Source organism: Streptomyces sp. AC512_CC834, assembly GCF_019049325.1.
Taxonomy (GTDB): domain Bacteria; phylum Actinomycetota; class Actinomycetes; order Streptomycetales; family Streptomycetaceae; genus Streptomyces.
Genome location: NZ_JAGMUO010000014.1, coordinates 379328 through 400463, shown reverse-complemented (window position 1 = coordinate 400463; position 21136 = coordinate 379328). Strand labels below are relative to the sequence as shown.

Sequence of the window (21136 nt, the reverse complement as noted above, 5' to 3'; positions counted from 1 at the left end):
CAAGCCGTGGCCGTGGCCTAGGCGTCCAGCACGGTGGTGTGCTTCCTGACGATGGGAGGCTCGACGGACCAGGGGAAATTGATCCAGACCGAGTCATCGGTCCGCTTCCAGACGTACTCGCACTTCACCAGCGACTGCGACTTCTCGTAAATGACGGCGCTGCGGACCTCGGCGACCGTGTCGAGGCAGAAGTCCCGCACCAGCTTGAGCGTCTTGCCGGTGTCGGCGACGTCGTCGGTGATGAGGACCTTCTTGCGGGAGAAGTCGATGACGTTCGGCACGGGCGCGAGCATGACGGGCATGTCGAGCGTGGTCCCGACCCCGGTGTAGAACTCCACGTTCACGAGGTGGATGTTCTTGCAGTCGAGCGCGTACGCCAGCCCGCCGGCGACGAAGACACCACCGCGCGCGATGGAGAGCACTATGTCCGGCTCGTACCCGTCGTCGGCGACGGCCTGCGCCAGCTCGCGCACGGCGACGCCGAACCGCTCGTAGGTCAGGTTCTCCCGAACATCACTCATGCGCGCGTCCTGCCTGCGTTCTCGACGCTCATACCTGGGTCCGATGGAAGTTGAGGAAGGAGCGCGAGGCCGTCGGACCCCGCTGCCCCTGGTACCGCGACCCGTACCGCTCGCTCCCGTACGGGTGCTCGGCCGGCGAGGTGAGCCGGAACAGGCAGAGCTGCCCGATCTTCATCCCCGGCCACAGCTTGATGGGCAGGGTCGCGAGGTTGCTCAGCTCCAGCGTCACATGCCCGGAGAAGCCCGGGTCGATGAACCCGGCGGTGGAGTGCGTGACGAGGCCGAGCCGCCCGAGCGAACTCTTCCCCTCCAGCCGCGAGGCGAGATCGTCGGGCAGCGAGACGACCTCGTACGTACTGGCCAGCACGAACTCGCCGGGATGCAGGATGAACGGCTCGTCCCCGTCCGGCTCCACCAGCCGGGTCAGGTCCACCTGCTCGACGGAGGGGTCGATGTGCGGGTACCGGTGATTCTCGAACACCCGGAAGTAGCGGTCGAGGCGCACGTCGATGCTCGACGGCTGCACCATGGAGTCGTCGAAGGGCTCGATGCGGACCCGTCCGGCGTCGATCTCGGCCCGGATGTCCTTGTCTGAGAGAAGCACCCACCGAGGATACGCAGGGCGCGCGGAGCAGCGACAACCGCCACCGCACCGCGCGCCCTGTCCTACTGGTCTCCCTTGCCGGAAGGCCGACCCGTGCCGACCCGTGCCGACCGTTGCCGACGTCGGCCGCCCGCTACCGCTTCTGCAGGCTCACCGGCACGGCACTCCGCAGCCGCGCACAGCGCGGACATCGGACGAGCCGACCGGGGCCGAGTCGCTCGGCCTGCTGCATCGGGAACGAGGCGGCGGTGAACACGTGCCCATCGGCACAGCGGACGACGGTGCGCTCCATCAAGTCCTTCAAGTCCCTTCCCCAAGAGGCTCGTCTGGCTTACTACCCTGACGACAAAAGCCACAGTACGGGATGAAAGAGACGACTCTCCAGGCGGCACTCCGCCCTCACGCACACCCTCTCCAACGCCCACACCGTACGCCCCGACTCCACCCCTCCGCAGCCGCGTCCCGCCACCCGGAAACGACCACCGGCCCCACGGCGCGAACGCCGGGGACCGGGCATGGGGTAGAGTGAGTGAGCGTCCAGGCACCGACTGCGGTCGGCGTCTTACGCGGGTGTAGTTTAGTGGTAGAACATCAGCTTCCCAAGCTGAGAGTGCGAGTTCGATTCTCGTCACCCGCTCCATAAAGAAGGCCCAGGTCATCGACTTGGGCCTTTAGTTGTTGTCTAGACCAATCAGGGGGCGATATGCCCTCGGCGTGCCCTAACTACAGGCCAGCACCTCTCGACTGAGCCCCAACCTGCGCCTGCGACCCACTTGCCACCCGGACGTCCCGCATGCCGAGACGCCTTTCATGTGACCCGCGTCACTCCCGTAGCTCATGGTGCGAAGTCGCTCCCGCAAAGCTTCAGTTCAAAAAGGGGCGGTCACCGGCGGCCAGGTCGAGACCGACGCTCGAGGTTCTGCTGAACATCCCGTCGCGGAGGCTGATGCCGAACAGCCGCTACAGCAGTGACGTGTCAGTGCCGAACCACATCACCAGAGCGAGGCTGACGTCCTCGACGACTCACTGGACGACGGACAGGTGGGACCGGTCTGTCTTGCCGATGCGCTGTCGCCCCTCACCCTCCTGCGTGGTGACGACGAGGCCGAAGACGAGGTCATTGAAACCAGTCACACTCCTGAAAGAGGCAGCCGACCGGCGAACACTTGACGACGCCCGATCCCCGGCACGGGCCCTGACCTGGCGCATCCAGCGCCTCACCCGACACCCTGAACCCTGCGGCGGGACACTGCCCGCCCGGACTCCCACAGCGACAGGCACCCGGCATACGCCCACCCCCTCCCCAGCTTTCCGACCTCTTCACCCGAACCACCCAAGACGACGCTCGTGACACGCACTGCTGGGCGAGCCCATGGCGAGATCTCGCCGGCCCTGCCGGGCCGTGACCACGACTCAGCCGCGACCCCCAGGCAGCGCGGCGATGCGCCCGTAAGTGGCGGGAGTCACCCGAGCGAACGCGGCGCAGATGTGCCCACCGTGGTGCCCGGAGGGCCATCCTGCGGGTATGAAAGATGATCAGGTCAGAGGAACAGCGGCACTGCTGGTGAACGACCGGCGTGAGTACCTGCTTCACCTGCGGGACAACATCCCAGGCATCTGCGACCCCGGCGTCTGGTCGGTCCCCGGCGGCAACCGGAAGGCCGGCGAGAGCCTTGAGGGCGCGTTGGGACGGGAGCTGATGGAGGAGACCGGGCTCGACATCCCTGGTCTGCGGCGGCTCACGGTGGTCGACAGCGTCGGGCCGGACGGAGTGGTCAAGGGTCGCATTCAGGTGTTCCGCGGTCGTTGGAACGGGGACGCCGCGGCTCTGCCTCTCACCGAGGGCGTGATGCTCCACTGGTTCCCCGCGCACATGGTGCCCCGTCTGCGGATGTGCCCGTGGACGGAGGCCGCGATCAACCTTGACCAGGCCCGAGCTTTCGTCTGATCAGTGCGCCACGGCGAGAGCCAGCTCGCGCACCCCCGGCGTACGGGAGTGGCGAGAGGACAGGTCGCCGACGATGGTCCGGATCGCCGGACGGTCACGTACCTCGCCGGGGCTCACCCGCGTCGCGGCGAGCAGTTCCTGGGCGGTCTGCTCGGGCTTGCCCCACTGCCACCAGGCTCGGGCCAGGTCGGTGTGCATTCGGCTCTTGCGTTCCGGGGTGGTGAAGAGGTCCGCACGCAACCCACGTCCGGCCTCCAGCGCCGCGCCGGCGTCGCCCAAGGCCCAGTGGACGCCCACGGCGTAGAGGTCCACAGCGGCCGGGGAGATGCGGAACAGGCGGCCGGCGGGCGGAGCCGCGGGCAGGCGCCGTGCCGCACGTCGGGCCTCACCGATCATCGCCAGCGCCTGCCCGCGGTCACCGGCGCGCGCCGCGGTGTACGACGTCGTGCAGAGCATCTGTGCGTAGGCCGCGGCCTGGGCGTCGCTGACCAGCCCGGTGACCTCGATGTCCGAAGCCGCAGATCGGATGAGGCGTTGCGCCGCAGCCGGCTGGTCCTGGTGCCTGAGGACGATGGCGAGTTCCCGGGCCGCTGCCGCGGCGGCCAGCGGGGAGCCGGACACGGACGCGTAGGTCATGGCCCGGTCGGCGGTGATCCGCGCGCGGTCGTGGCGTCCGATCTTCACCAGGACCTGAGAGGCGAGGGTGTAGCAGGCGGACAGCCGGGCGTGGTCGAGATCGGCCCTGGACCGGGTGGCGTGGTGGGCGTCGCCCAAGAGCCCGGGCAGCTCCCGAAGCAGGGTGGTGTGACGGCCGTCGTCGAACCAACTGCGCGCACGAGCCAGACGAGCGTCGAGAGGAGCGACGCTGCCGGAGGGCCTGGGAGTGCCGGCCAGTGCGTCGTCGAGGCCCAGGAGCAGCGAGGCGGGCACGGCCGTTCCCGCGGCGGCAAGCAGAGTGCGGCGGCGCATGGAGTCCTCCTCGGCGTCACGCTGAGTGTCGTTCGCCACTGTAGTGGGGGCGGACACCGCGGCGGTGGCGAAACCGCAGGCCGCCGCCAGTAAGGGCGTCGGCAGGCCAACGGCCGCCGCGGCCGCGAGGAGGAGGTCCATGTCGGTGACGCGCTTCGTGCCTTCCAACCGGGAGACGGTGGAGGCGGAGCAGCCGATTCGTGAGCCGAGATCGGCTTGCCTCCAGCCGCGAAGCCGGCGGCCCAGACGGATGAGGCCACCGGGGCTGCGTTGCGCTACAAGAGTGCACGCCTCCGACGAGGTCCAGACACCTGACCCGACGACGAGCATCAGCAGCCCTCCCCGCCCAACCAGAGAACCGGGTCCCCCACCGTACGGGCGGACATGGCGGCAGGTCGACGGCGCATGCAGGATCTGCACAGGGCGCCCGGTCGCCGAACGCAGACGTCGGACCCAGCTCACGCCGTGCTGGGCGCCTTCACCCGTACGGTCCGTGACGGGCGGGGGAACCGAGACCGGCCCCCTCAACGTGTCCGAGGGGACCGGCGCGCTCATGCGAGGGAGTCAGGTCAGACGCGTCCGTCAGCCTGGAACACGTCGGAGCCGGCGGCGGTCACGAAGGCGGACCACGAGGATCGCGGGAAGACGAGCGCGGCCCCCTGGGGGTTCTTCGAGTCGCGAACGCCGATCAGGGACGGGAAGGTGGCCGCTTCGACACAGTTGTTGCCGGCGCCGTCGGAGTACGACGACTTGCGCCATACCGCGCCGGCAAGGGTCAGTTCGGGTGCCGTGTGGGTGCGCTTCTGGTTCATGCGGTGATCTCTCGTTTCAGGCTCTCAAGGAAAGCCGGGGTGTCCTCCGGCGGCAGGGCCGAAGCCGTTATGGCATTGAACTTCCTCGTGAAGCGGCCGACTTCGCGAGGCTTGTCACTGACCGACGTAGCACTCCAGGCGTTGTCGACCTGTACGGATGTCGGTAGGCCGTCCCCCAGGTGCAACACGCTGAAATCGTGGGAGGGAAGGTAGCCGCGGACCTTCGGCGGCAGGAGCGGCAGGACCTGAATCGTCACGTTGGAGAGGCCGGCCACCTTGATGATCTCGTCGAACTGCTCGACCATCACGTCCACGTCGCCGATGAGATTCCGCAGGGCCGGCTCCCACAGCACAGCGCGCAAGGTGAAGGGACCCTCCGACTGCGTGAGTGCCTCCTTCCGGCGCATGCGCAGTTGGACGTTCCTGCTGATGAACTCGGTCGTGGTCTCCTCGATGGGCTGCGCCAGTTGGTAGAGGGTGCGGGCATACGCCTCGGTCTGCAGGAGGCCGAGGACCAGGCTGGGGTGGAATGCCCAGGTCTCTCGCGCCGCCGACTCGACTCCTACGAACCGCGGCATGCCCGAGGGCATCGTCGAGCGGTAGGGCGTCCACCAGTCCTGACTCGCGGCCTCGCGCTGGATCGAGAGGAGCTGCTCGACGTCTCGGTCGTCGGTGACGTCATACAGCTCCAGCAGCGCTCGGAGATCTGCGGCGGAGCGAAGGTCCTGGAGTCCGGTCTCCACGCGCTGCAGCTTCGCGAAGTACAGGCCGTTCACAGCGCCGGACTCGACGACCTGCTCCAGCGTCATGTCGGCCCGCTCGCGGAGTTGACGCAGTTCGTATCCCAGCTCGATGCGTCGCACCGTCGGTCTGGGCTTCTGTGCCATGCGTCCGCCTTCCCGTCTCATGCGCGTGCCGAAGCCGGCGTTGCGCGCAGTCTGACATGCCATTCGCTCGCCCAAGTAGCCCATGCGCGAGCGGTGGCATGTGCCATTTTCGGTTCCGAAGAATATTCGTTGACGTATCCGTTGCGATGTAACTTTCGCACAGTGCACCGTAGTTGAGTCACAACGCGGAGTGATCAGCGTTCGGCTTTCTTGCGCTGCCCTCATCTGCGTACGCCCGCCAAGATTCGGAGGACTGGCATGCAATCGACTGCGGCGCAGACGCGGACGAGCATCAGACGTTCTCCCGTAGGCGCTGGCCACGAGGTCTCGATCCGGCGTGGTCCTGCCTCTGCACCGAGCACGCTCACGGAAGCCGACGCCCGCTGGCCCGGCCGACTGCGCCGCATCGTCCGGGCCTCACTCCTGCACTGGGGCTGCCCCGGTCTGTGTGAGGTCGCGGAACTCATGGTGACCGAACTGTCCACCAACGCGCTCCGTCACAGCCAGGGCGACGACATCAGCGTCCGCATCTACCTCCGGGACGCCCGGTGCGTGATCGAAGTGAACGACGGCTCCCCCGCCCGGCCGGAGCTGAACCATCCAGCCGCCACCGACGAGAGCGGGCGTGGCCTCTTCCTCGTCGAGGCCATGTCCGACTCGTGGGGCGTCAGCGACGACGGCACCACAACCTGGTGCGAATTCTCCCTGCCCGAAGGACCCACCGAGATGAAACCCGCCGCGACGACCGCGCCGGTCCTGCGGGAGCTTCCCCTTGATCTCCCGGCCGACCCCAGCGCCGTGAACGCAGCCCGCGTGAAATCCCGGACACTGCTCACGATGCTGGGCTGGCCCGGCAACCAGCACGCCGCGATCGACGTCATCCACTGCCTCGTCGACAACGCCGTACGGCACGGCCTCACCCCCGTGGAGGGCGTGAAGCGCCTGGACGCCGGCCTCGGTGTCACCGAGGCCCACGAACTTCTCATCGACGTCACAGACCCGAATCCCAGCTTCCCCGAGTTCGGCAAGGCCATCGCCGGAGAACTCGGGCGCGGGCTCTGGAACGCCACCCAACACGGTGCCGAGATCACCTGGTTCCTCAACGCCAAGCTCGGCGGCAAGACCGTCCGCGCCGTGATGCGACCCGGGCCGGTGGAACTGTGACCGTCCAGGGCGCGGCGATGCCGACCGGCGCGCGCATGGTGCAGCACTTGGCCGACTCCGCCGGCCCGGCCCACGAGCCGGCCGCCGACATGTCCGGTCTCGCCCAGATGATCCGCGCCCTCCTGGCCGTCGAAGCACGGTGCGACACAGCCGTACGTCTCGGCGGGAATCTCTTCGACGCCGTCATCACCGGCTCCGGTGCCCAGGCGCGTGCCGCCGTCGCGCTCATGGACGAGGTCCAGGACGGATGCGGTCCCTTGATCGCGGACCCCAAGTACGGGTGGCTGTACTGGCTGGTCCCGCCCGGGTCGGCCGACCGCTGGGAGCCGCACTCTCACGCCGTGTGCCTCGGCGCTCCGCACACGATCACGTTGCGGTCCCTGAACCGCACCGCGCCGCCGGGCCCGTACTGGCTCCGGCCCTCCGCGAGCGACCGGCTCGTCCCCACAGGGCCGCTCCGCGAGGCCGTGGCACAGCTCCGACCCGAGCCGGCACCTCATGCCGCCCTCGCGGCCCCCTTGGGCATCGCCCTTCAGACCTCCCCGCCGCCGTCACCCAACCACTCCGCAGACAGGGCGGCTTCGGGCCCGGCAGAGCCCCGCCAAACGACGTGTGCGTGACCTGCACACCGCGTGCGCGCCGCGGCAGCCGATCACCGCCGCGGTCCAACCGGTGGTCGACTCCTGCCAGGCCCCTGCTCGAAGGAGGCACAGATGCCCGAACAGGCACCCGACTGGTTTCGCAACCCGCCGCCGCGCCGACTCGGCTCCCTCGCTCTGCTCCAGCGCGGCGACGAGATCGCGCTGATCCGCCGCTCCTACTGGAGCCCGATCTCACAGTGGGGGCTCCCCGGGGGCGCGGTGGCCCCCGACGAACGACCGTGGACGGGCTTGACCCGCTGCCTGGAAGAGAAACTCGGCAACGCCCGCCTCACCCCGAACGCGTTCCTCGGCGTCGACCACGCCCCCGCCAGGCCGGGCCACTACGCCGAGGGAATCAACTTCCTCTACCTGGTGCGCGTCGACCCGGCGACGGAACTGACACCGACGGCCGAGCGCGGCTACGTGGAACTCCGCTGGGTAACGCCCGTGGACGTCTCCTCGCTGGCCGTGGACCACGAACTTCTGCGCATCGAGCAGTGCCTGCGCGCCGCCCACGACGGGGGAGCGGAGGAACTGCTCGAAGGAGTGCCGCAGCACAGCAGCCGCGCGATCGACTCGACGGGCTGAACCTTCGCCCCTCGCATTTCCGCTTCACCCCGATTTCGTGAAGGAGAACCTTCCATGTACCTGCCCCATCCCGTCATCGAGCAGATGTCCGACGCGCAGGTGAAGACCTGGAACAAACACTTCGCCGGCGACGGCCACGAACGCCCCCGCAGCGTCGAGGAAGGGATCTGGCGCCGCACTCAGGACCCCGCCAACGCCGAACAGTCCGGATGGACCGCGGACGCCGACGGCCGCCGGCGCATCGTCCACTACCGCTACGACTACGGCCTCGACTACACCTTCCCCGTGCCGCGCCTGGTGCTGTCGGAGCTGTACCTCTACGTCTCCCACACCGCTCCGGCCGAGGAGATCAGCGCCTACGGCAAGCACCTGCGCGGGTGGCTCGCCGAAGGCCGCTGGAAGCAGAAGACGGGCGGCTGGCACCGCGGCGACCTAGTGGTGACCCTGCACGACTTCGACGATCACCCCCAGGACGAGCGCGCCGACCGGGACACGCCCGACGGCTTCCGCTCACTGGACGTCCTCATTTCCTCCGAGGGTTACCGCGACCCCTCCAGGAGCCTGCGCAACCTCCCGTGGACCGTCCTCGCGGGCGGCATCAGGATCAAGGAACAACGAGGCCATCCGTCCTACGCCGACGACCTGTCCGGCCTCCTCGACTGCCTGCCCTTCCAGGTCGAGGTCGGCTGCGGCACGTCGATCGAGGCCGGCATCCCGCCCCTGCACTACCTGCACGAGGCCTACCGGGTCACCGCGCGCAAGGACAACACCCTCACGCAGTCCCACGCCTTCACCCTCGGCCCGCAGGCCGACACCCTCGTGCAGGAGGTGCTCCTCGACGCCACGGGCAAGGCGGAGTCCCTCACGCGGATGTTCGCCGCGTGCTTCACCGCCCAGCCCACCCCTGCCCACCACGCGCTCAAGGCATTGCACGACGCCGGGCACATGGTCGGTCCGGTCATCACGCACAACTTCGACGTCCTGGCCGCGCGTGCGGGCCTGCCGGAGGTGTTCGTCCGCCGCTACGACCAGAAGGTCCCGCCCGTGCCTCTCCTCGACGAGGCGAAGGCGCTCCTGGTCGTCGGACTGCACGCCGACCGGCGCGAGGTCCAGCGGCGCGCGCGGGAGAAGGGCATGCGGATCTTCTTCGTCGACCCGGAGGGCCTGACGGAGCACGGAACGTTCAAGGAGTACCCGATCGAGGGAGCACGCGAAGGCGACACCGTCGTCCGTGCGGAAGCCGTCCCCGCCCTTCAGCGCCTGTGCGAGCTGCTCGGCGTCACCCTCTGCCCAAGCTCGTGACCAAGGCTCAACTCCGTCCCCTTCAGGGCCGATAGCTTCGTGGGGCGCACCGGCAGCGCGCCCCACGGCACCCCCACCACGGCAAGGACAGCAATGCGCATTTCAGTGATCGGATGCGGGCATCTCGGAGCCCCGCACGCCGCCGCGATGGCCGAACTCGGTCACGAGGTCATCGGGGTCGAACTCAACCCCGAGACCTGCAAGATCCTCCAGACCGGCCGCGGCGCCTTCTACGAGAAGGACCTGGACGAACTCCTCGACAAGCACGTCTCCACCGGCAGGCTGCGCTTCACCACCAGCCTCCACGAGGCCGCCGACTGGGCCGACCTGCACTTCATCGCCGTCGGTACCCCGCTGCGCACCGACGGCCGCGGCTACGACGTCGGCCAGGTCGTCGGAGCGGTACGCTCCCTGGCCCCACTGCTCAAACGGCCGGCCACCGTCGTCGGCAAGTCCACGGTCACGGTCGGTACCGTCGCCCGGCTGCGGGAGATCATCACCGAGCACGCCGGTGCCGACGGGGTCGATCTCGTGTGGAACCCCGAGTTCCTGCGCGAGGGCCATGCCGTCGAGGACTCCCTGTACCCGGACCGCATCGTCGCGGGCCTGACCTCCGCGCAGGCGGAGAAGGCCGTACGGGACGTGTACGCACCGATCCTCGCCCGCGGCACCGCCGAACTCGTCATCACCGACCCGGCGACCGCCGAAGTCCTCAAGAGCGCGGCGAACGCCTACCTGGCCACGAAGATCAGCTACATCAACGCCATGGCCGAAGTCTGCGAGATCACCGGCGCCGACGTCGCCACCGTGGCACACGGCATCGGAATCGACCCACGTATCGGCCACGCAGGCATGCGTCCGGGCGTCGGCTTCGGCGGTGGCTGTCTGCCCAAGGACCTCGGCGCCTTCGCCCACCGCGTCGGAGAACTCGGGGCGACCGGCGCGGCCGGGCTCCTCACGGCGGTCGAGAACATCAACCACGCCCGCCTGGACGCCGCCCGCGACCTGGTCGAGCGCGCGCACGGCAAGCCTCTCGACACGGCGACCATCGCCGTCCTCGGCGCCTCTTTCAAGGCCGGCACCAGCGACGTCCGCAATTCCCCCGCCCTCCGTCTGGCCGGGCTACTGCACTCGGCCGCCGCGCGGACCGTGATCCACGACCCCGAGTCCGTGCCCGCGGCACGCCGCCTGCACCCGGAGTACACCTACGCCGACAACATCGACACCGCCCTGCGGGACGCGGACGTCGTGGTCCTGGCCACCGAATGGCCCCAGTTCACCAAGGACACCGCCTTGCCGGCCGCCGCGTCGAGCGGGTGCGCCGCCAGGTCCTCGTCGACGTACGGACGGCTGTCGACACCGACGCCTGGACCGCGGCCGGCTGGACCGTCCACCAGCTCGGCCGCCCCGTACAGCACCCCAGGGCCTGACCCCGCCCGGGCGGGCCGACACCGAAGACGGGAGACGTACATGCCCCAGCCGACACCCGACCTGTTCGACCAGATCCGAGAACTCCGCGGACGCGACGAGCGGCGCCTCCAGGCCGGCGACGCGGACATCGAGACGATTCTGCTCCTGGCCAAGGGATCCGAGGAGGCCAACGAGAGCATCGAGAAGTACCGTCGCTCACGCGGCTGGGGCACCAACGGCGTCACCAACGCCGAACCGACAGAGGTCGCCGACGAACTCTGCTCCACGATCACGGCCGCACTCGTCGCCCTGGACCGCGTCTGCCCCGACGCCCGCGCCCACTGGGGGCAGTACCTGGCGCACGGATACCAGCGAGCCAGGCGAGAGAACGGAGGGGCAACAGCGTGTGCGTCGGCGCCGGGACGCCCCGTGAACACGTGAGAAGCTGTTGTCTTTTCGATCTTGAGGGATGCGCGCCGAACGGGAGTCCCGATCGGGTGGTAGCGGGGTGCTGCGTGCATACGGACAGGGCCTCCTGAACAGCTCGTTGGTGTCGAATCACCGAGCAGCAGGAGGCCCTGGTGGAGCAGTCTTGCGTGCCGACGGCCGGGCAGTCCAGCGCGGCCCTCGGGCGAGGATGTCGACGACCTCATCGAGCGACGCGCCCACGGCGTCCCACAAGACCGGTCAGGCACGGGCCGGCAGGGATGCGGTCCGCGCCACCGCAGCAGGGCTCCTCAGCGAAACCACGCACGTCATCCGCACCGAACGCGCGCATTCGCACTCCATCGCGAGCATCGATAGAGATATAATCGATAGCAGCGTTTATATCCAAGGAGATGTTCTCGATGAGCAGGACTGTGATCGACCTCGACGACCAGCTAGTCGCGGACGTGGCCCAAGCCCTCGGCACCAGCACCAAGAAGGAGACGGTGAACACCGCCCTGCGCGAGGTGCTGGAGAACCGGCGGCGGGCCTTGGCCCTCACCCGTCTGCGGGCGTCGACGGCCGAGGGCGCCTTCGATCTCGATCTTCTGGAGGACAAGGGGAACTACCGTCGGTGAACGCAGCACAGTTCCTGATCGACACCAGCGCGCTGGCCCGTCTACTGCGCGGCGACGCCGAGCAGTACGGATGGGACCAGGCGGCGTCTGCCGGACTCATCGCCACCTGCCCCATCACCGAGCTGGAGTTCTTCTACAGCGCACGTTCCGCAACCGACCGTGCACAAGGCATCGATGACCTGCGCCTGCTCTTCGGCCGGGTACCGGTCGACGACCGCGCGTACGACCGGGCCTGGCAGGTCCAGGAGACCCTCACCCAACGCGGGCAACACCGCAGCGCCGGGCCCGTCGACCTCGTGGTGGCCGCCACGGCCGAGTTGCAGGGGCTGACCCTTCTACACCGTGACCGGGACTTCGACTGCATCGCCGCCATTACCGGCCAGGCACTCCAGTGGTACGGCCCAGAGGCCGGCAAGTGAGCCGAGAATCGATTCTCGCCACCCGCTCCACCAAAATGAGGGCTTGGGCTGCGTGGTCAGGACGTGTACAGGGACTGGAGCCTGGTGACCCGCCCCTTGCCGTCGAAGCTCAGGTCGTAGCCGACGAGGGGGCGGGCCGAGGATGACTGGGCCGTCAGCCGGCTGACGAACTCGGCCTGGGAGTACGACGCGGCGTGCTTCCCGTCGCCGAGTGGGACCGACAGCAGCACCTTGGCGTCCTCGGCCATGCGCACCTCCGTGTAGGGCCCCTCGCCCGGGACGATCACCCATGCCTCGAATTGGGGGTGGGGCTTCTTCTGGGCGGGCCGCACCGACAGGTACGTCCCGTCGTCGCCGGTCCGGGCGTCGTCGATCTGCACGAACTGCTTGGTGCCTGCCCAGGGGGCCGCGCTGGTCGACGACGACGTGTCGACCGGGTCCGCGGCGCCGCCCGGCGCGGTGGTCGGGGCCGTCTTGCCGGCCGACGCGGAGGGCGTCGCCGATGTCACGGGTGCGGCGGCGTCCGGCTGCCCGTCGCTCTCACCGCTGCACCCGGTCAGGGCCACGAGGCCGAGGGCGACGGCGAGAGCCGAGGCGGGGAGGCTGCTGACGGCGGTCCGGCCGCGTGAGTGGTGTGAGTGGTGTGAGGTGTGTGAGGTGTGTGAGGTGTGCTTGGTCATGGTCCCCCCAAGGATCAGGTGCGTTCTGGATACGTGATCTCTACGCGCCGGCCCACCCTTCGGGTTGCATCCCGATCCGATTCTTTTCCTCCCGGGCGGACTCACTCGGCGAGCCAGTACGCCTCCCGCAGCGAGTGCACCCGGCCCTCGCTGTCGTAGTCGATCGCGAACGCCCACCGCGGGCCTGCGGCCAGTTGGTCCACCAGCTTGCCCAGCCGCACGTCCGCGGGGGTCCCGCCGGCCAGTCGCCGTGCCTCGACCGGCGTCCCCCTCGGCAGGGTCAGCGTGTGCACCACACCCGCGGGTGCCGCGGTTCCCCGTACGCTGCGGAGTTGCTCGACGGTGACCCGCACCGTGTCTCCCTGTGCCACCGCGCCGTACACATAGCCCAGTTCACTGGTGTACTCCTCACCCGGAGCGGGCGTCGGCGGCACGAACCGCGAAGCGGTCGGCGTCGGGACGACGGCGGGCGGCTCGGGGTCCCGGTGGGGACGGGTCAGCGTCAGACCGCCCACGGCCACGGCGGCGGCCAGCAGCGTGCCGCCGGAGGCCAGAACGGCCCGCCTGCGGCGCCGGCGCTGTTCACCGCGTGCCCGGATCCGTTCCGCGGCCGGCGGCGCCGCGTGCCGCCGGCCCGACTCGGCGAGGTCGACCAGGTGGTCCTTCAGCCCGGTTTCGTCAGCCATGACGCACCTCCGGCAGAGGGGTCGTCCGCGGATCCAGCTCGGTGTCGGCCAGCAGCCGTGCCAGCGCGGCCCGGCCCCGGCTCAGTTGTGCCTTGACCGTACCGACGGGGCAGTCGGCCTCGGCGGCCACCTGTTCGACCGTCAGGTCACACAGGTGGTGCAGCACCACGGCCCGTCGTTGGGCCTCGGGGATCTGCCGCAGTGCCTGAACCAGCAGCACGTGGTGGGGCTCCGGTGGCGGTACCGCGGCCGGCGGGCCCTGCCGTCGGGCGAAGGCCAGCGCGGTGCGCACCCGGCGCCACCGGCTGACCGCCAGCCGCCATGCCACCGTGCGCACCCAGGCCTCCGGGGCGCCGCCGTCCAGGTCCAGTTCGGCCCGGCGTTCCCAGGCCCGTGCGAAGGCCTCCTGGACCACGTCCTGGGCCTCGGCGAGGTCGCCCGTCATCGCGTAGAGCTGGCCGATGAGGCGGCCGACGCTCGCGGCATAGAAGGTGTCGAACTCGTGCTCGCCCGCAATCCGGGCGTCGTGCGGTTCATCTGGCCGTCGCATGCCTCTCCTGTCACGCTGCACGGTGACACCCGGCTCCCTCCCAGCACAAGAAGTCGGTGACGAGGCGGTGGCCGATACAGTTGCCGTCGAAAGACGGGGGCGGCTGTGGACTTCGGAGTACTGGGCCCGCTGACCGTGTGGCGGGTCGGCGTACCGCTCGAACTGGGCACGCCGAAGGTGCGGGTGCTCCTGGCGGTGCTGCTGCACCGGCCGGGTCGGCCGGTTTCCGACGACGCGCTGGCGGAGGCGCTCTGGGGCGGGGCGCCGCCGAAGAGCGCCGCCAAGAACGTGCAGACCTACGTCCACCGGCTCCGACAGCGCCTGGGGATCCGGAGCGGGTCATCAGGCAGGACCAGGGCTATCTGCTGCGTGCCGGCCCCGGCGAACTGGACGCGGCGCGGTTCGAGGATCTGGCGGACCGGGCCCGAGCCTCGGCGGCCGGTGATCCGGGCCGGTCGCGCCGGCTCTTCGACGAGGCCCTGGGCCTGTGGCGGGGGCCCGCGTTCGCCGGGATCACCTATGTCCCGGCGCTGGCCTCGGAGGCCGCTCGACTCGACGAGTTGCGGCTCGGTCTGCTCGAGGACCGGATCGACGTCGACCTCTGGCTCGGTCGGCACAACGGGCTGCTCGGCGAGCTCTGACCGCGCTGACGATGGAGCACCCGTTCCGCGAGCGGATGTGGGCCCGGCTCATGCTCGCGCTGTACCGCTGCGGTCGGCGGGCGGACGCCCTGCGGGCCTATCTGCAGGTACGTGACGTCCTGGCCGAGGAGACCGGGCTCGAACCCGGGCAGAAGCTACGGGACCTGCACCGGACCATCCTCGGCGAGGATCCCGCGTCGGAGCCCGGCGTGGAGCCTGGCATGCAGCCCGGCGTGGAGCCCGGCGTAGAGCCCGCGGTGGATCCCGTGTCGGAGGCCACCGTGGAGCCCGCCGTGGAGCCCGCGTCAGCGCCCGCATCAGAGCCCGCGTCGGCGCCCGCTTCGGTTACGGCGCGTGCTGCCGGGGAGCCGGAGGCCCGGAACGCCAACAACGCCCGGCTGCTGCCTCCGGCGCTCGGCGACTTCAGCGGCCAGCAGGCCGAGCCGGCGGGGATGGTGGCGGTGCTGCGCACCGGCGTCATCCTGATCGGCGGTCTCCCGGGCAAGTGCGACAGCGAGACCGCGCCCCGCGAGTTCACCGCCAAGGGCGCGTCGTACGAGACCTGCTCGCTCAGCGCCACGAAGACCTCGCCCGTCACCGCCGCCTCGTTCGACGAGGGCGACGCGTACAGCGACAGCCCGGTCATCTGGACCGACTGAGAACCGGGGCGCCGCAGTCGGTGTTCGTCTCGGCCGTGTCCTTGAGCCGGTTCACCCAGTCGACCAGGCCGGACTCGAGGGCGGCCTGGTTGCCGGGGATGTCGGCCTCGACGGAGGCGCCCGCCCAGGACTCCTCGGTGGTGACGAGCACGCCGCCCCTGACCTTCTTGAACGTCCACAGGTGCACGCCGTCGATGCCGTTCACGGGCGCGGCCCAGGCGACGCACCGGTTCCGGTCGGCCTTGGTGACCGTCGACGTGACCTGCATGCCCTGGGGGGACCACTCGAAGACCGAGCCCGGTCGCAGGGGGCCGGGTGTCTTCTTCTTCGCCGGCGTGATCTCGGGGATCCAGGTGTCCCACGCGTCGATGCCGGTGTGCAGGTCCCAGACCTTCCGCACCGGCGCCTTGATCAGAACGGCGGCGCGGGCGATGACGGGCGCGCTCTTGTCGACGGTCACGCCCTGGCATTGCTGGAAGGCCGGAGTGCCGGTACCGGGCCGCGGCCCGGACGCCGCCTCGTGCGCCGACGCGAGAGCCGGTGCGCAGAGCGTCGTCGCCGTGGCGATCGCGGCGACGGTCATGCTCTTCAGGAGTGTGTGTCGTGCGTTCATCGAGTCGGTCTCTTCCTCAGTCGTGGTGGTGTGTTGACCGGGCGGCGGACAGACACCGTCACGTCTCGGGGACGATGACGACCTTGCCCGCCACGGTGCGGGACTCGGCGAGTCGCAGGGCGGCGACGGTGTCGGTCAGGGTGAACTTCGCGGCGATCTGCGGGACGAGGGAGCCGTCGGCGACCAGGCGCAGGACCTGGGTGAGGTCCTCGGCCAGCCTCCGCTGCCAGGAGGTCTGGCAACGGCGCTTGCCGGCCCAGAAGTTGTAGAAGTGGGCGCTCCTGCCGTTGGGCAGGGCGTTCCAGGCGTTGAGGCGGGCGAAGAGTTTGAGGACGGGGAGCTGGGAGCTGCCCTCCTCGTCCTTGGTGGCGGCGGTGCCGTAGGAGACGAGGGTGCCGCCGCGGCGCAGCAGTTGCCAGGAGCCCTCGATGGCGGGGCCGCCGACATGGTCGAAGACCGCGTCCACGCCCTCGGGGGCCAGCTCGCGGATGCGGGCGTACATGTCGGGGTCGCGGTAGTCGACGGGGGTGGCGCCGAGTTCGCGCAGGGTGGCGTGGTGACGGGGTGAGGCGGTGCCGATGACGGTGACGCCGGCATGCCGGGCGAGCTGGACGAGGGTGGAGCCGACGCCGCCGTTGGCGCCCAGGACGACGACGGTCTGGCCGGTGCGGACCTTGGCGGTGCGGTGGAGCATCTGCCAGGCGGTGATGCCGTTGACGATGACCGTCTCGGCGGCGGCCGGGTCGACCCCGTCGGGGACGGGCACCAGGTCGGCGGCGTCGACGAGCAGGTGGCTGGCCCAGGCGCCGGTCTTGGTGACCGCGGCGAACCGGCGCCCGGCCAGCGAGGCGTCGACCTGCTCCCCGGCCGCGGTGACGGTGCCGACCAGGTCGTAGCCGGGCACGAAGGGAAACGGCGGCTGGTCGTAGTACTTGCCCCGGCGCATCTGCTGCTCGGCGAAGGAGACCCCCGTCGCCTCCATCCGCAGGACGACCTGGCCCTTGCCCGGGGCCGGCAGCTCGTGGGTCCGCAGCTCCAGACCCTCGGGCTCGACCTTGCCCGGCAGGACGACTTCGGTCGCGGAGGCGATGCTGCTCATGGCGTACTCCCTCGGGTTCCCGCTGTGTGTTTACGGGCGTAAGGCTACAGATGGAAGATCGAGCCCGACAAGTGGATACGGAGATAAACTTACGGGCGTAAGGCACTGACGGGGATGCGGGAGCGGCTCAGCAGCCCGTGCGGGCCTCGGCCGCGGCCTTGAGGTCCTTCAGCCAGACCTCCAGGCCCGCACCGAGGGCCTGGGTCGAGAGGTCGACGTCGGCCTCGGCCTGATCGCCGGTCCAGGTCTCCTCGGTGCGGACGAGGGTGCCCCCCTTGACCTTGGTGAAGGTCCACACGTGGATGCCCTCGTCGATGTGGATTCCTTCACCGGTCGCCGGTCCGCTCCAGCGGACGCAGTGGTCGCGCCGGAGCTGCTGCACGGTGGAGGTGACCGTCAGGGTGGTGGCGGGCGTCGCGGGGGTGGCGGGCACCGGGGTGGTCCACCGGAAGGCGGAGCCCGGGCGCAGGGGTCCGTGGTCGAGGCGGTCGCTGGTGAGTACGGCGTCCTGCCAGGACGGCCACCGCTCCACGTCCGTCTGGGTCTTGAAGACGGTGCTCGGCGGGGCGTCGATGAGGATCTCGGTCCCGTAGCGCACGAGAGCGTCGGGGTCGGTGCCCCGCCCGCGGCATTCGACGGCGCCGTCGTGGCGGCCGACGCCGGTGTGCGCCGGGCCGGAGGCGGCCTGGGCGGGTGCGGCGACGACCGCGAGGGCGCCGCCGGCCGCGGCGAGGGAGAGGGTGACCGCGGCGAGGCGCGTGCCGAGGCGGGAGGGGGTGATGGACATGAGTCGATTCCTTCCGTGGCGGAGCGGAGGCCGTGGACGGCGAACAGGGGCGGTACCGCCGCCGCCTCGGCCTCGTGTTTACGTATGTAAGGCTACGCACGTAAGTCGACCACGGACAAGGGCTTACGTCGATAAACTTTTGCGCGTAAGGTTACGAGGATGAAAGAGACCAACGCGACGAGTCAGGACGCACCGAAGCGAACAACCCGCGTACGCAACCGGCGCGGTGAAGGCGGCCGTCTGCGGGAGGACATCGTCGATGCCGCCGCCGCGCTGCTGGACGAGACCGGTGACGAGCGGGCGATCACCCTGCGGTCGGTGGCCCGCAAGGTCGGCATCGCCGCCCCCTCGATCTACCCGCACTTCTCCGACCAGCCGGCCATCATGCTGGCCGTCGTACGACGGGAGTTCGCCGCCCTCGAAGCCCATCTGCGGGCGGCCGTACAGGAGGCCGGGGACGACCCGCGGGAGCGGCTGTACGCCCTGTGCCGCGCCTACCTCGGCTACGCGCAGGACCACCCCGGGCGCTACCGCACGATGTTCGGCGGCCTGTGGATGCCCACCCTGGGCGACAGCTCCCTGACGGAGGAGGAACTCACCACGCTCGGCGCGACGGCCATGCAGGTCCTCGCCGACGCCCTCGCCGACTGTGTCGCCGCGGGCCAGTCATCGGTCGCCGACCCCCAACTGGACGCCGTCACCCTCTGGGTCTGTCTGCACGGCCTCGCGCACCAGTACTCCGTCACCCGCATCTTCCCCTGGCCCGGGGAGCCCGTGGCCGACGCCATCATCACCAGGGTGGCCAAGCTGAACACGGGGAACGCGGGGGGTACGGGGGACACAGCCGCCGGGTAACACGCCTCCGTGAGTTGTCCGCGAACTCCCCCGGGATTGTCCGTGATCGGTAACGGACGCATCCCATTGCCTTCTTCTCTCGTCCTGCCATGTGGTCCCCGACGTGATCGAGGGCCGGCGAGGAACTACGCGAAGGCGGGGCGGACATGGCGCGGCACGGCGGCGGGCGGGGCTGGTACGGCAAGGTGGTCGGGGCGGCCCTGAGCGTGACGGTGCTCGCCGTGGGCGCCTCGGTGTGGACCGCGCAGGCCGACTCCGTGGGCGGCGGTGCGACACCGAAGGCGTCCGCGTCGGCCACACCGGGCAACGACACCAAGCCGGTCGACATCAGCATCGCGCACGCCTCGGACGCGGGGGCGCGCGGCGTCAACATCACCATCGACGACGGCCCCGACCCCACGTGGACCCCCCAAGTGCTCGACCTGCTGCGCGAGTACGGGGTGAAGGCCACGTTCTGCATGACGGGGACGCAGGCGCAGGCCCACCCGGACCTGGTGAAGGACGTCGTCGCGGCCGGTCACCGGCTGTGCGACCACACGGTGTCGCACGACGTCACCATGGACAAGAAGTCCGAGGCCTACCAGTCCAAGGAGATCCTCGACGCCGAGCGCATGATCATCAAGGCGTCCGGGGGCGTACGGCCGATGTACTACCGGGCGCCCGGCGGTGCCTTCACCCCCTACAGCCGCAAGCTGGCCGCCTCCCGGGGCATGCGCCCGCTGGGCTGGAACGTGGACACCAAGGACTTCGAGCGGCCGGGCACGGACGCCATCGTCGCCACCGTCAAGCGGGAACTGCCCAACGGGCCGACCATCCTCTTCCACGACGCGGGAGGCGACCGCACCCAGACCGTCGAAGCCCTGCGGCGCGTCCTGCCCTGGCTCGAGGAGCAGGGGTACGACTTCGGGTTCCCGGTGCGCTGAGCGCGGCGGCGGCCGCTCACACCGCCGGGGCCGGCGCCGGCTCCGGGGTCCGGGGTGCGACCGGACGGCGGCGGGTCGGGGCGCCGAGAGTCGGGTTGGCGACGCCCCAGGCCGCCGACTTGCAGACGATTTCCTTGTAGAGGGCGGCGAGCCGTCCGGTCAGGGCCGCGCGCACCGCACGGTCGTCGGCGGTGACGTACTGGATCAGGCCCTGGCTGCGGCCCAGGGAAATGCACTGGTTGAAGTAGCGCGGCGCGGTGTTCGGGAGCTTCTGTCCGGTCAGGCGGGCCGCGATGGCGTCGGCGGCCTGCCAGGCGCTGGGGACGCCCGAGGCGCACGACATCCGCAGGGGCTTGTCGCCGGGGCCCGCCGCCAGGGCCGCGTCGCCGACGGCGTACACGTCCGGGTGGGACACCGAGCGCATGGTGCCGTCGACGACGATCCGGCCCGTGTCGGTCACGTTCAGGGTGGTGGCCTTCGCCATGGGGTGGACGGCGAATCCGGTGGTCCACACCGTGACCGCGGCCGGGACGGCCGTGCCGTCGGCGGTGACGACGTGGTCCTCGGCGACCGTCGTGACGGCGGCGTTCTCGTGCGCCGTGATGCCCAGGGCGGCGAAGACCTTACGCAGGTGGCGGCGGCCCTTGGGGGAGAGCCAGTCGCCGAGACCGCCGCGGGCCGTGAGCGACACGTCGAGGTCCGGGCGGGCCTCGGCGATCTCGGACGCGGCCTCCAGGCCGGTGAGCCCGCCGCCGACCACCACCACGGACCGGCCGGCCTCGAGACCGGCCAGGCGTTCGCGCAGCCGGAGCGCTCCCGGACGCCCTGCGATCTCGTGGGCGTACTCCGCGGCACCGGGCACGTCCTGGTGGTTCCAGGCGCTGCCGAGGGCGTAGACGAGGGTGTCGTACGTCAGTTCTCCGCGGCCGTCCGGGTCGGTGACGGCGACGGTCTTCCGGTCGACGTCCACACCGGTGACCGTGGCGATCCGCAGGTCGACCCCGGTGTCCGCGAACATCTCGGCGAGGGACCGGGGCGCGAGGTCCTGACCGACCGCGAGCTGGTGATTCCGGACCCGTTCGACGAAGTGGGGCTCGGCGTTGACGAGGGTGATGGCCGCGTCCTCGCGGCGCAGTCGCCTGGCCAGCCGCCCGGCGGCGACGGCTCCGGCGTATCCGGCGCCCAGGACGACGATGCGGTGCTGCGTGGCGTGCTGCTGCATGACGTGCTCCCTTGTCTGTCTCCGGCCGCTGAGGCTCTCCAGCGGGACTCGCCCCTTGAACCGGGCAGCCCGCCGATTCCTGACAGGAGTGG

Annotated in this window: 24 protein-coding genes, 1 tRNA gene and 2 pseudogenes; 15 read left to right on the top strand and 12 right to left on the bottom strand. The window is 70.2% G+C overall.

The genetic code is table 11. The annotated features are described in order from the left end of the window. Positions 1 to 17: 17 nt before the first annotated feature. Together KUM40_RS05925 and dcd are read right to left on the bottom strand one after the other, a co-directional pair. The gene (locus KUM40_RS05925; protein ID WP_217163534.1) at positions 18 to 521 is read right to left on the bottom strand and encodes a phosphoribosyltransferase; all 504 of its coding nucleotides are present in this window, start codon (positions 519 to 521) and stop codon (positions 18 to 20) included. Between the two features lie 28 nt (positions 522 to 549). Then, complete coding sequence (dcd, locus tag KUM40_RS05920; RefSeq protein ID WP_217163532.1) at positions 550 to 1125, bottom strand: dCTP deaminase; 576 nt, start codon at positions 1123 to 1125, stop codon at positions 550 to 552. Between the two features lie 566 nt (positions 1126 to 1691). Here dcd and KUM40_RS05915 point away from each other — a divergent pair. Together KUM40_RS05915 and KUM40_RS05910 are read left to right on the top strand one after the other, a co-directional pair. Then, positions 1692 to 1765: transfer RNA gene (locus tag KUM40_RS05915), tRNA-Gly, on the top strand. An 885-nt stretch (positions 1766 to 2650) separates the two neighbouring features. Beyond that, the gene (locus KUM40_RS05910) at positions 2651 to 3073 is read left to right on the top strand and encodes an NUDIX domain-containing protein (protein WP_217163530.1); all 423 of its coding nucleotides are present in this window, start codon (positions 2651 to 2653) and stop codon (positions 3071 to 3073) included. Here the strand turns inward: KUM40_RS05910 and KUM40_RS05905 are convergent, their stop codons facing one another. The 3 genes from KUM40_RS05905 to KUM40_RS05895 form a co-directional block, all read right to left on the bottom strand. Beyond that, complete coding sequence (locus tag KUM40_RS05905) at positions 3074 to 4372, bottom strand: helix-turn-helix domain-containing protein (protein ID WP_217163527.1); 1299 nt, start codon at positions 4370 to 4372, stop codon at positions 3074 to 3076. It abuts the gene before it with no gap. 239 nt (positions 4373 to 4611) lie between these two features. Continuing rightward, positions 4612 to 4854, bottom strand: a complete 243-nt coding sequence (locus KUM40_RS05900) for a DUF397 domain-containing protein (RefSeq protein ID WP_217163525.1) — start codon at positions 4852 to 4854, stop codon at positions 4612 to 4614. After that, a complete protein-coding gene (locus KUM40_RS05895; RefSeq protein ID WP_254394560.1) occupies positions 4851 to 5741 on the bottom strand; it encodes a helix-turn-helix transcriptional regulator in 891 nt (296 codons plus the stop codon). Before KUM40_RS05895 ends, KUM40_RS05900 begins: the two co-directional genes overlap by 4 nt. A 258-nt stretch (positions 5742 to 5999) precedes the next feature. On the opposite strand from KUM40_RS05895, the gene KUM40_RS05890 reads away from it, so the two are divergent. From KUM40_RS05890 to KUM40_RS05855, 8 genes and pseudogenes are all read left to right on the top strand, one after another. Continuing rightward, entirely contained in the window at positions 6000 to 6905 is a 906-nt protein-coding gene (locus tag KUM40_RS05890; RefSeq protein WP_217163522.1) for an anti-sigma regulatory factor, read from the top strand. After that, positions 6902 to 7525: a hypothetical protein gene (locus tag KUM40_RS05885; protein ID WP_308401064.1), complete on the top strand. Its 624-nt coding sequence runs from the start codon at positions 6902 to 6904 to the stop codon at positions 7523 to 7525. Before KUM40_RS05890 ends, KUM40_RS05885 begins: the two co-directional genes overlap by 4 nt. A gap of 93 nt (positions 7526 to 7618) precedes the next feature. Next, on the top strand, positions 7619 to 8134 hold the full coding sequence (locus KUM40_RS05880) for an NUDIX hydrolase (protein WP_217163520.1): 516 nt from the start codon (positions 7619 to 7621) through the stop codon (positions 8132 to 8134). Between the two features lie 54 nt (positions 8135 to 8188). Continuing rightward, the gene (locus KUM40_RS05875) at positions 8189 to 9436 is read left to right on the top strand and encodes a hypothetical protein (protein ID WP_217163518.1); all 1248 of its coding nucleotides are present in this window, start codon (positions 8189 to 8191) and stop codon (positions 9434 to 9436) included. Between the two features lie 93 nt (positions 9437 to 9529). Then, positions 9530 to 10866, top strand: a pseudogene (locus KUM40_RS05870) (UDP-glucose/GDP-mannose dehydrogenase family protein). Positions 10867 to 10906: 40 nt separating this feature from the next. Then, positions 10907 to 11287, top strand: coding sequence for a hypothetical protein (locus KUM40_RS05865; RefSeq protein WP_217163516.1), 381 nt, complete (start codon positions 10907 to 10909; stop codon positions 11285 to 11287). 407 nt (positions 11288 to 11694) lie between these two features. Further along, entirely contained in the window at positions 11695 to 11910 is a 216-nt protein-coding gene (locus KUM40_RS05860) for a type II toxin-antitoxin system VapB family antitoxin (RefSeq protein ID WP_217163515.1), read from the top strand. Continuing rightward, complete coding sequence (locus KUM40_RS05855; protein ID WP_217163513.1) at positions 11907 to 12329, top strand: PIN domain nuclease; 423 nt, start codon at positions 11907 to 11909, stop codon at positions 12327 to 12329. Before KUM40_RS05860 ends, KUM40_RS05855 begins: the two co-directional genes overlap by 4 nt. Positions 12330 to 12385: 56 nt before the next feature. Here the strand turns inward: KUM40_RS05855 and KUM40_RS05850 are convergent, their stop codons facing one another. The 3 genes from KUM40_RS05850 to KUM40_RS05840 all read right to left on the bottom strand — a co-directional run bounded on the left by KUM40_RS05850 (position 12386) and on the right by KUM40_RS05840 (position 14245). Beyond that, positions 12386 to 13009, bottom strand: coding sequence for a hypothetical protein (locus tag KUM40_RS05850; protein ID WP_254394559.1), 624 nt, complete (start codon positions 13007 to 13009; stop codon positions 12386 to 12388). 101 nt (positions 13010 to 13110) lie between these two features. Then, positions 13111 to 13695 carry a hypothetical protein gene (locus KUM40_RS05845; RefSeq protein WP_217163511.1) on the bottom strand — a complete coding sequence of 195 codons (585 nt, stop codon included), beginning with the start codon at positions 13693 to 13695 and terminating at the stop codon, positions 13111 to 13113. Then, positions 13688 to 14245, bottom strand: a complete 558-nt coding sequence (locus tag KUM40_RS05840) for a SigE family RNA polymerase sigma factor (RefSeq protein ID WP_217163510.1) — start codon at positions 14243 to 14245, stop codon at positions 13688 to 13690. Before KUM40_RS05840 ends, KUM40_RS05845 begins: the two co-directional genes overlap by 8 nt. 105 nt (positions 14246 to 14350) lie before the next feature. On the opposite strand from KUM40_RS05840, the pseudogene KUM40_RS42595 reads away from it, so the two are divergent. The 3 genes and pseudogenes from KUM40_RS42595 to KUM40_RS05830 all read left to right on the top strand — a co-directional run. After that, a pseudogene (locus KUM40_RS42595) lies at positions 14351 to 14515 on the top strand (regulator); the annotation flags it as partial. Continuing rightward, positions 14497 to 14886: a BTAD domain-containing putative transcriptional regulator gene (locus KUM40_RS05835; protein WP_374227346.1), complete on the top strand. Its 390-nt coding sequence runs from the start codon at positions 14497 to 14499 to the stop codon at positions 14884 to 14886. The pseudogene KUM40_RS42595 and the gene KUM40_RS05835, both read left to right, overlap by 19 nt. Before the next feature lie 11 nt (positions 14887 to 14897). Next, on the top strand, positions 14898 to 15545 hold the full coding sequence (locus KUM40_RS05830; RefSeq protein WP_217163508.1) for an AfsR/SARP family transcriptional regulator: 648 nt from the start codon (positions 14898 to 14900) through the stop codon (positions 15543 to 15545). On the opposite strand, the gene KUM40_RS05825 is transcribed toward KUM40_RS05830, so the two are convergent. The 3 genes from KUM40_RS05825 to KUM40_RS05815 form a co-directional block, all read right to left on the bottom strand. After that, positions 15529 to 16158, bottom strand: a complete 630-nt coding sequence (locus KUM40_RS05825) for an SRPBCC family protein (RefSeq protein WP_217163507.1) — start codon at positions 16156 to 16158, stop codon at positions 15529 to 15531. The genes KUM40_RS05830 and KUM40_RS05825 overlap by 17 nt on opposite strands. A gap of 58 nt (positions 16159 to 16216) precedes the next feature. After that, a complete protein-coding gene (locus tag KUM40_RS05820) occupies positions 16217 to 17257 on the bottom strand; it encodes a medium chain dehydrogenase/reductase family protein (protein WP_217163506.1) in 1041 nt (346 codons plus the stop codon). A gap of 127 nt (positions 17258 to 17384) precedes the next feature. Beyond that, positions 17385 to 18044, bottom strand: a complete 660-nt coding sequence (locus KUM40_RS05815) for an SRPBCC family protein (protein ID WP_217163504.1) — start codon at positions 18042 to 18044, stop codon at positions 17385 to 17387. A gap of 159 nt (positions 18045 to 18203) precedes the next feature. Between KUM40_RS05815 and KUM40_RS05810 the strand changes: the two genes are divergently transcribed. Next, a complete protein-coding gene (locus KUM40_RS05810; protein WP_217163502.1) occupies positions 18204 to 18899 on the top strand; it encodes a TetR/AcrR family transcriptional regulator in 696 nt (231 codons plus the stop codon). A gap of 146 nt (positions 18900 to 19045) precedes the next feature. Continuing rightward, entirely contained in the window at positions 19046 to 19822 is a 777-nt protein-coding gene (locus KUM40_RS05805) for a polysaccharide deacetylase family protein (protein WP_217163500.1), read from the top strand. Between the two features lie 16 nt (positions 19823 to 19838). Here KUM40_RS05805 and KUM40_RS05800 read toward each other — a convergent pair whose 3' ends face one another. Then, a complete protein-coding gene (locus KUM40_RS05800) occupies positions 19839 to 21044 on the bottom strand; it encodes an NAD(P)/FAD-dependent oxidoreductase (protein ID WP_217163498.1) in 1206 nt (401 codons plus the stop codon). Positions 21045 to 21136: the final 92 nt, after the last annotated feature.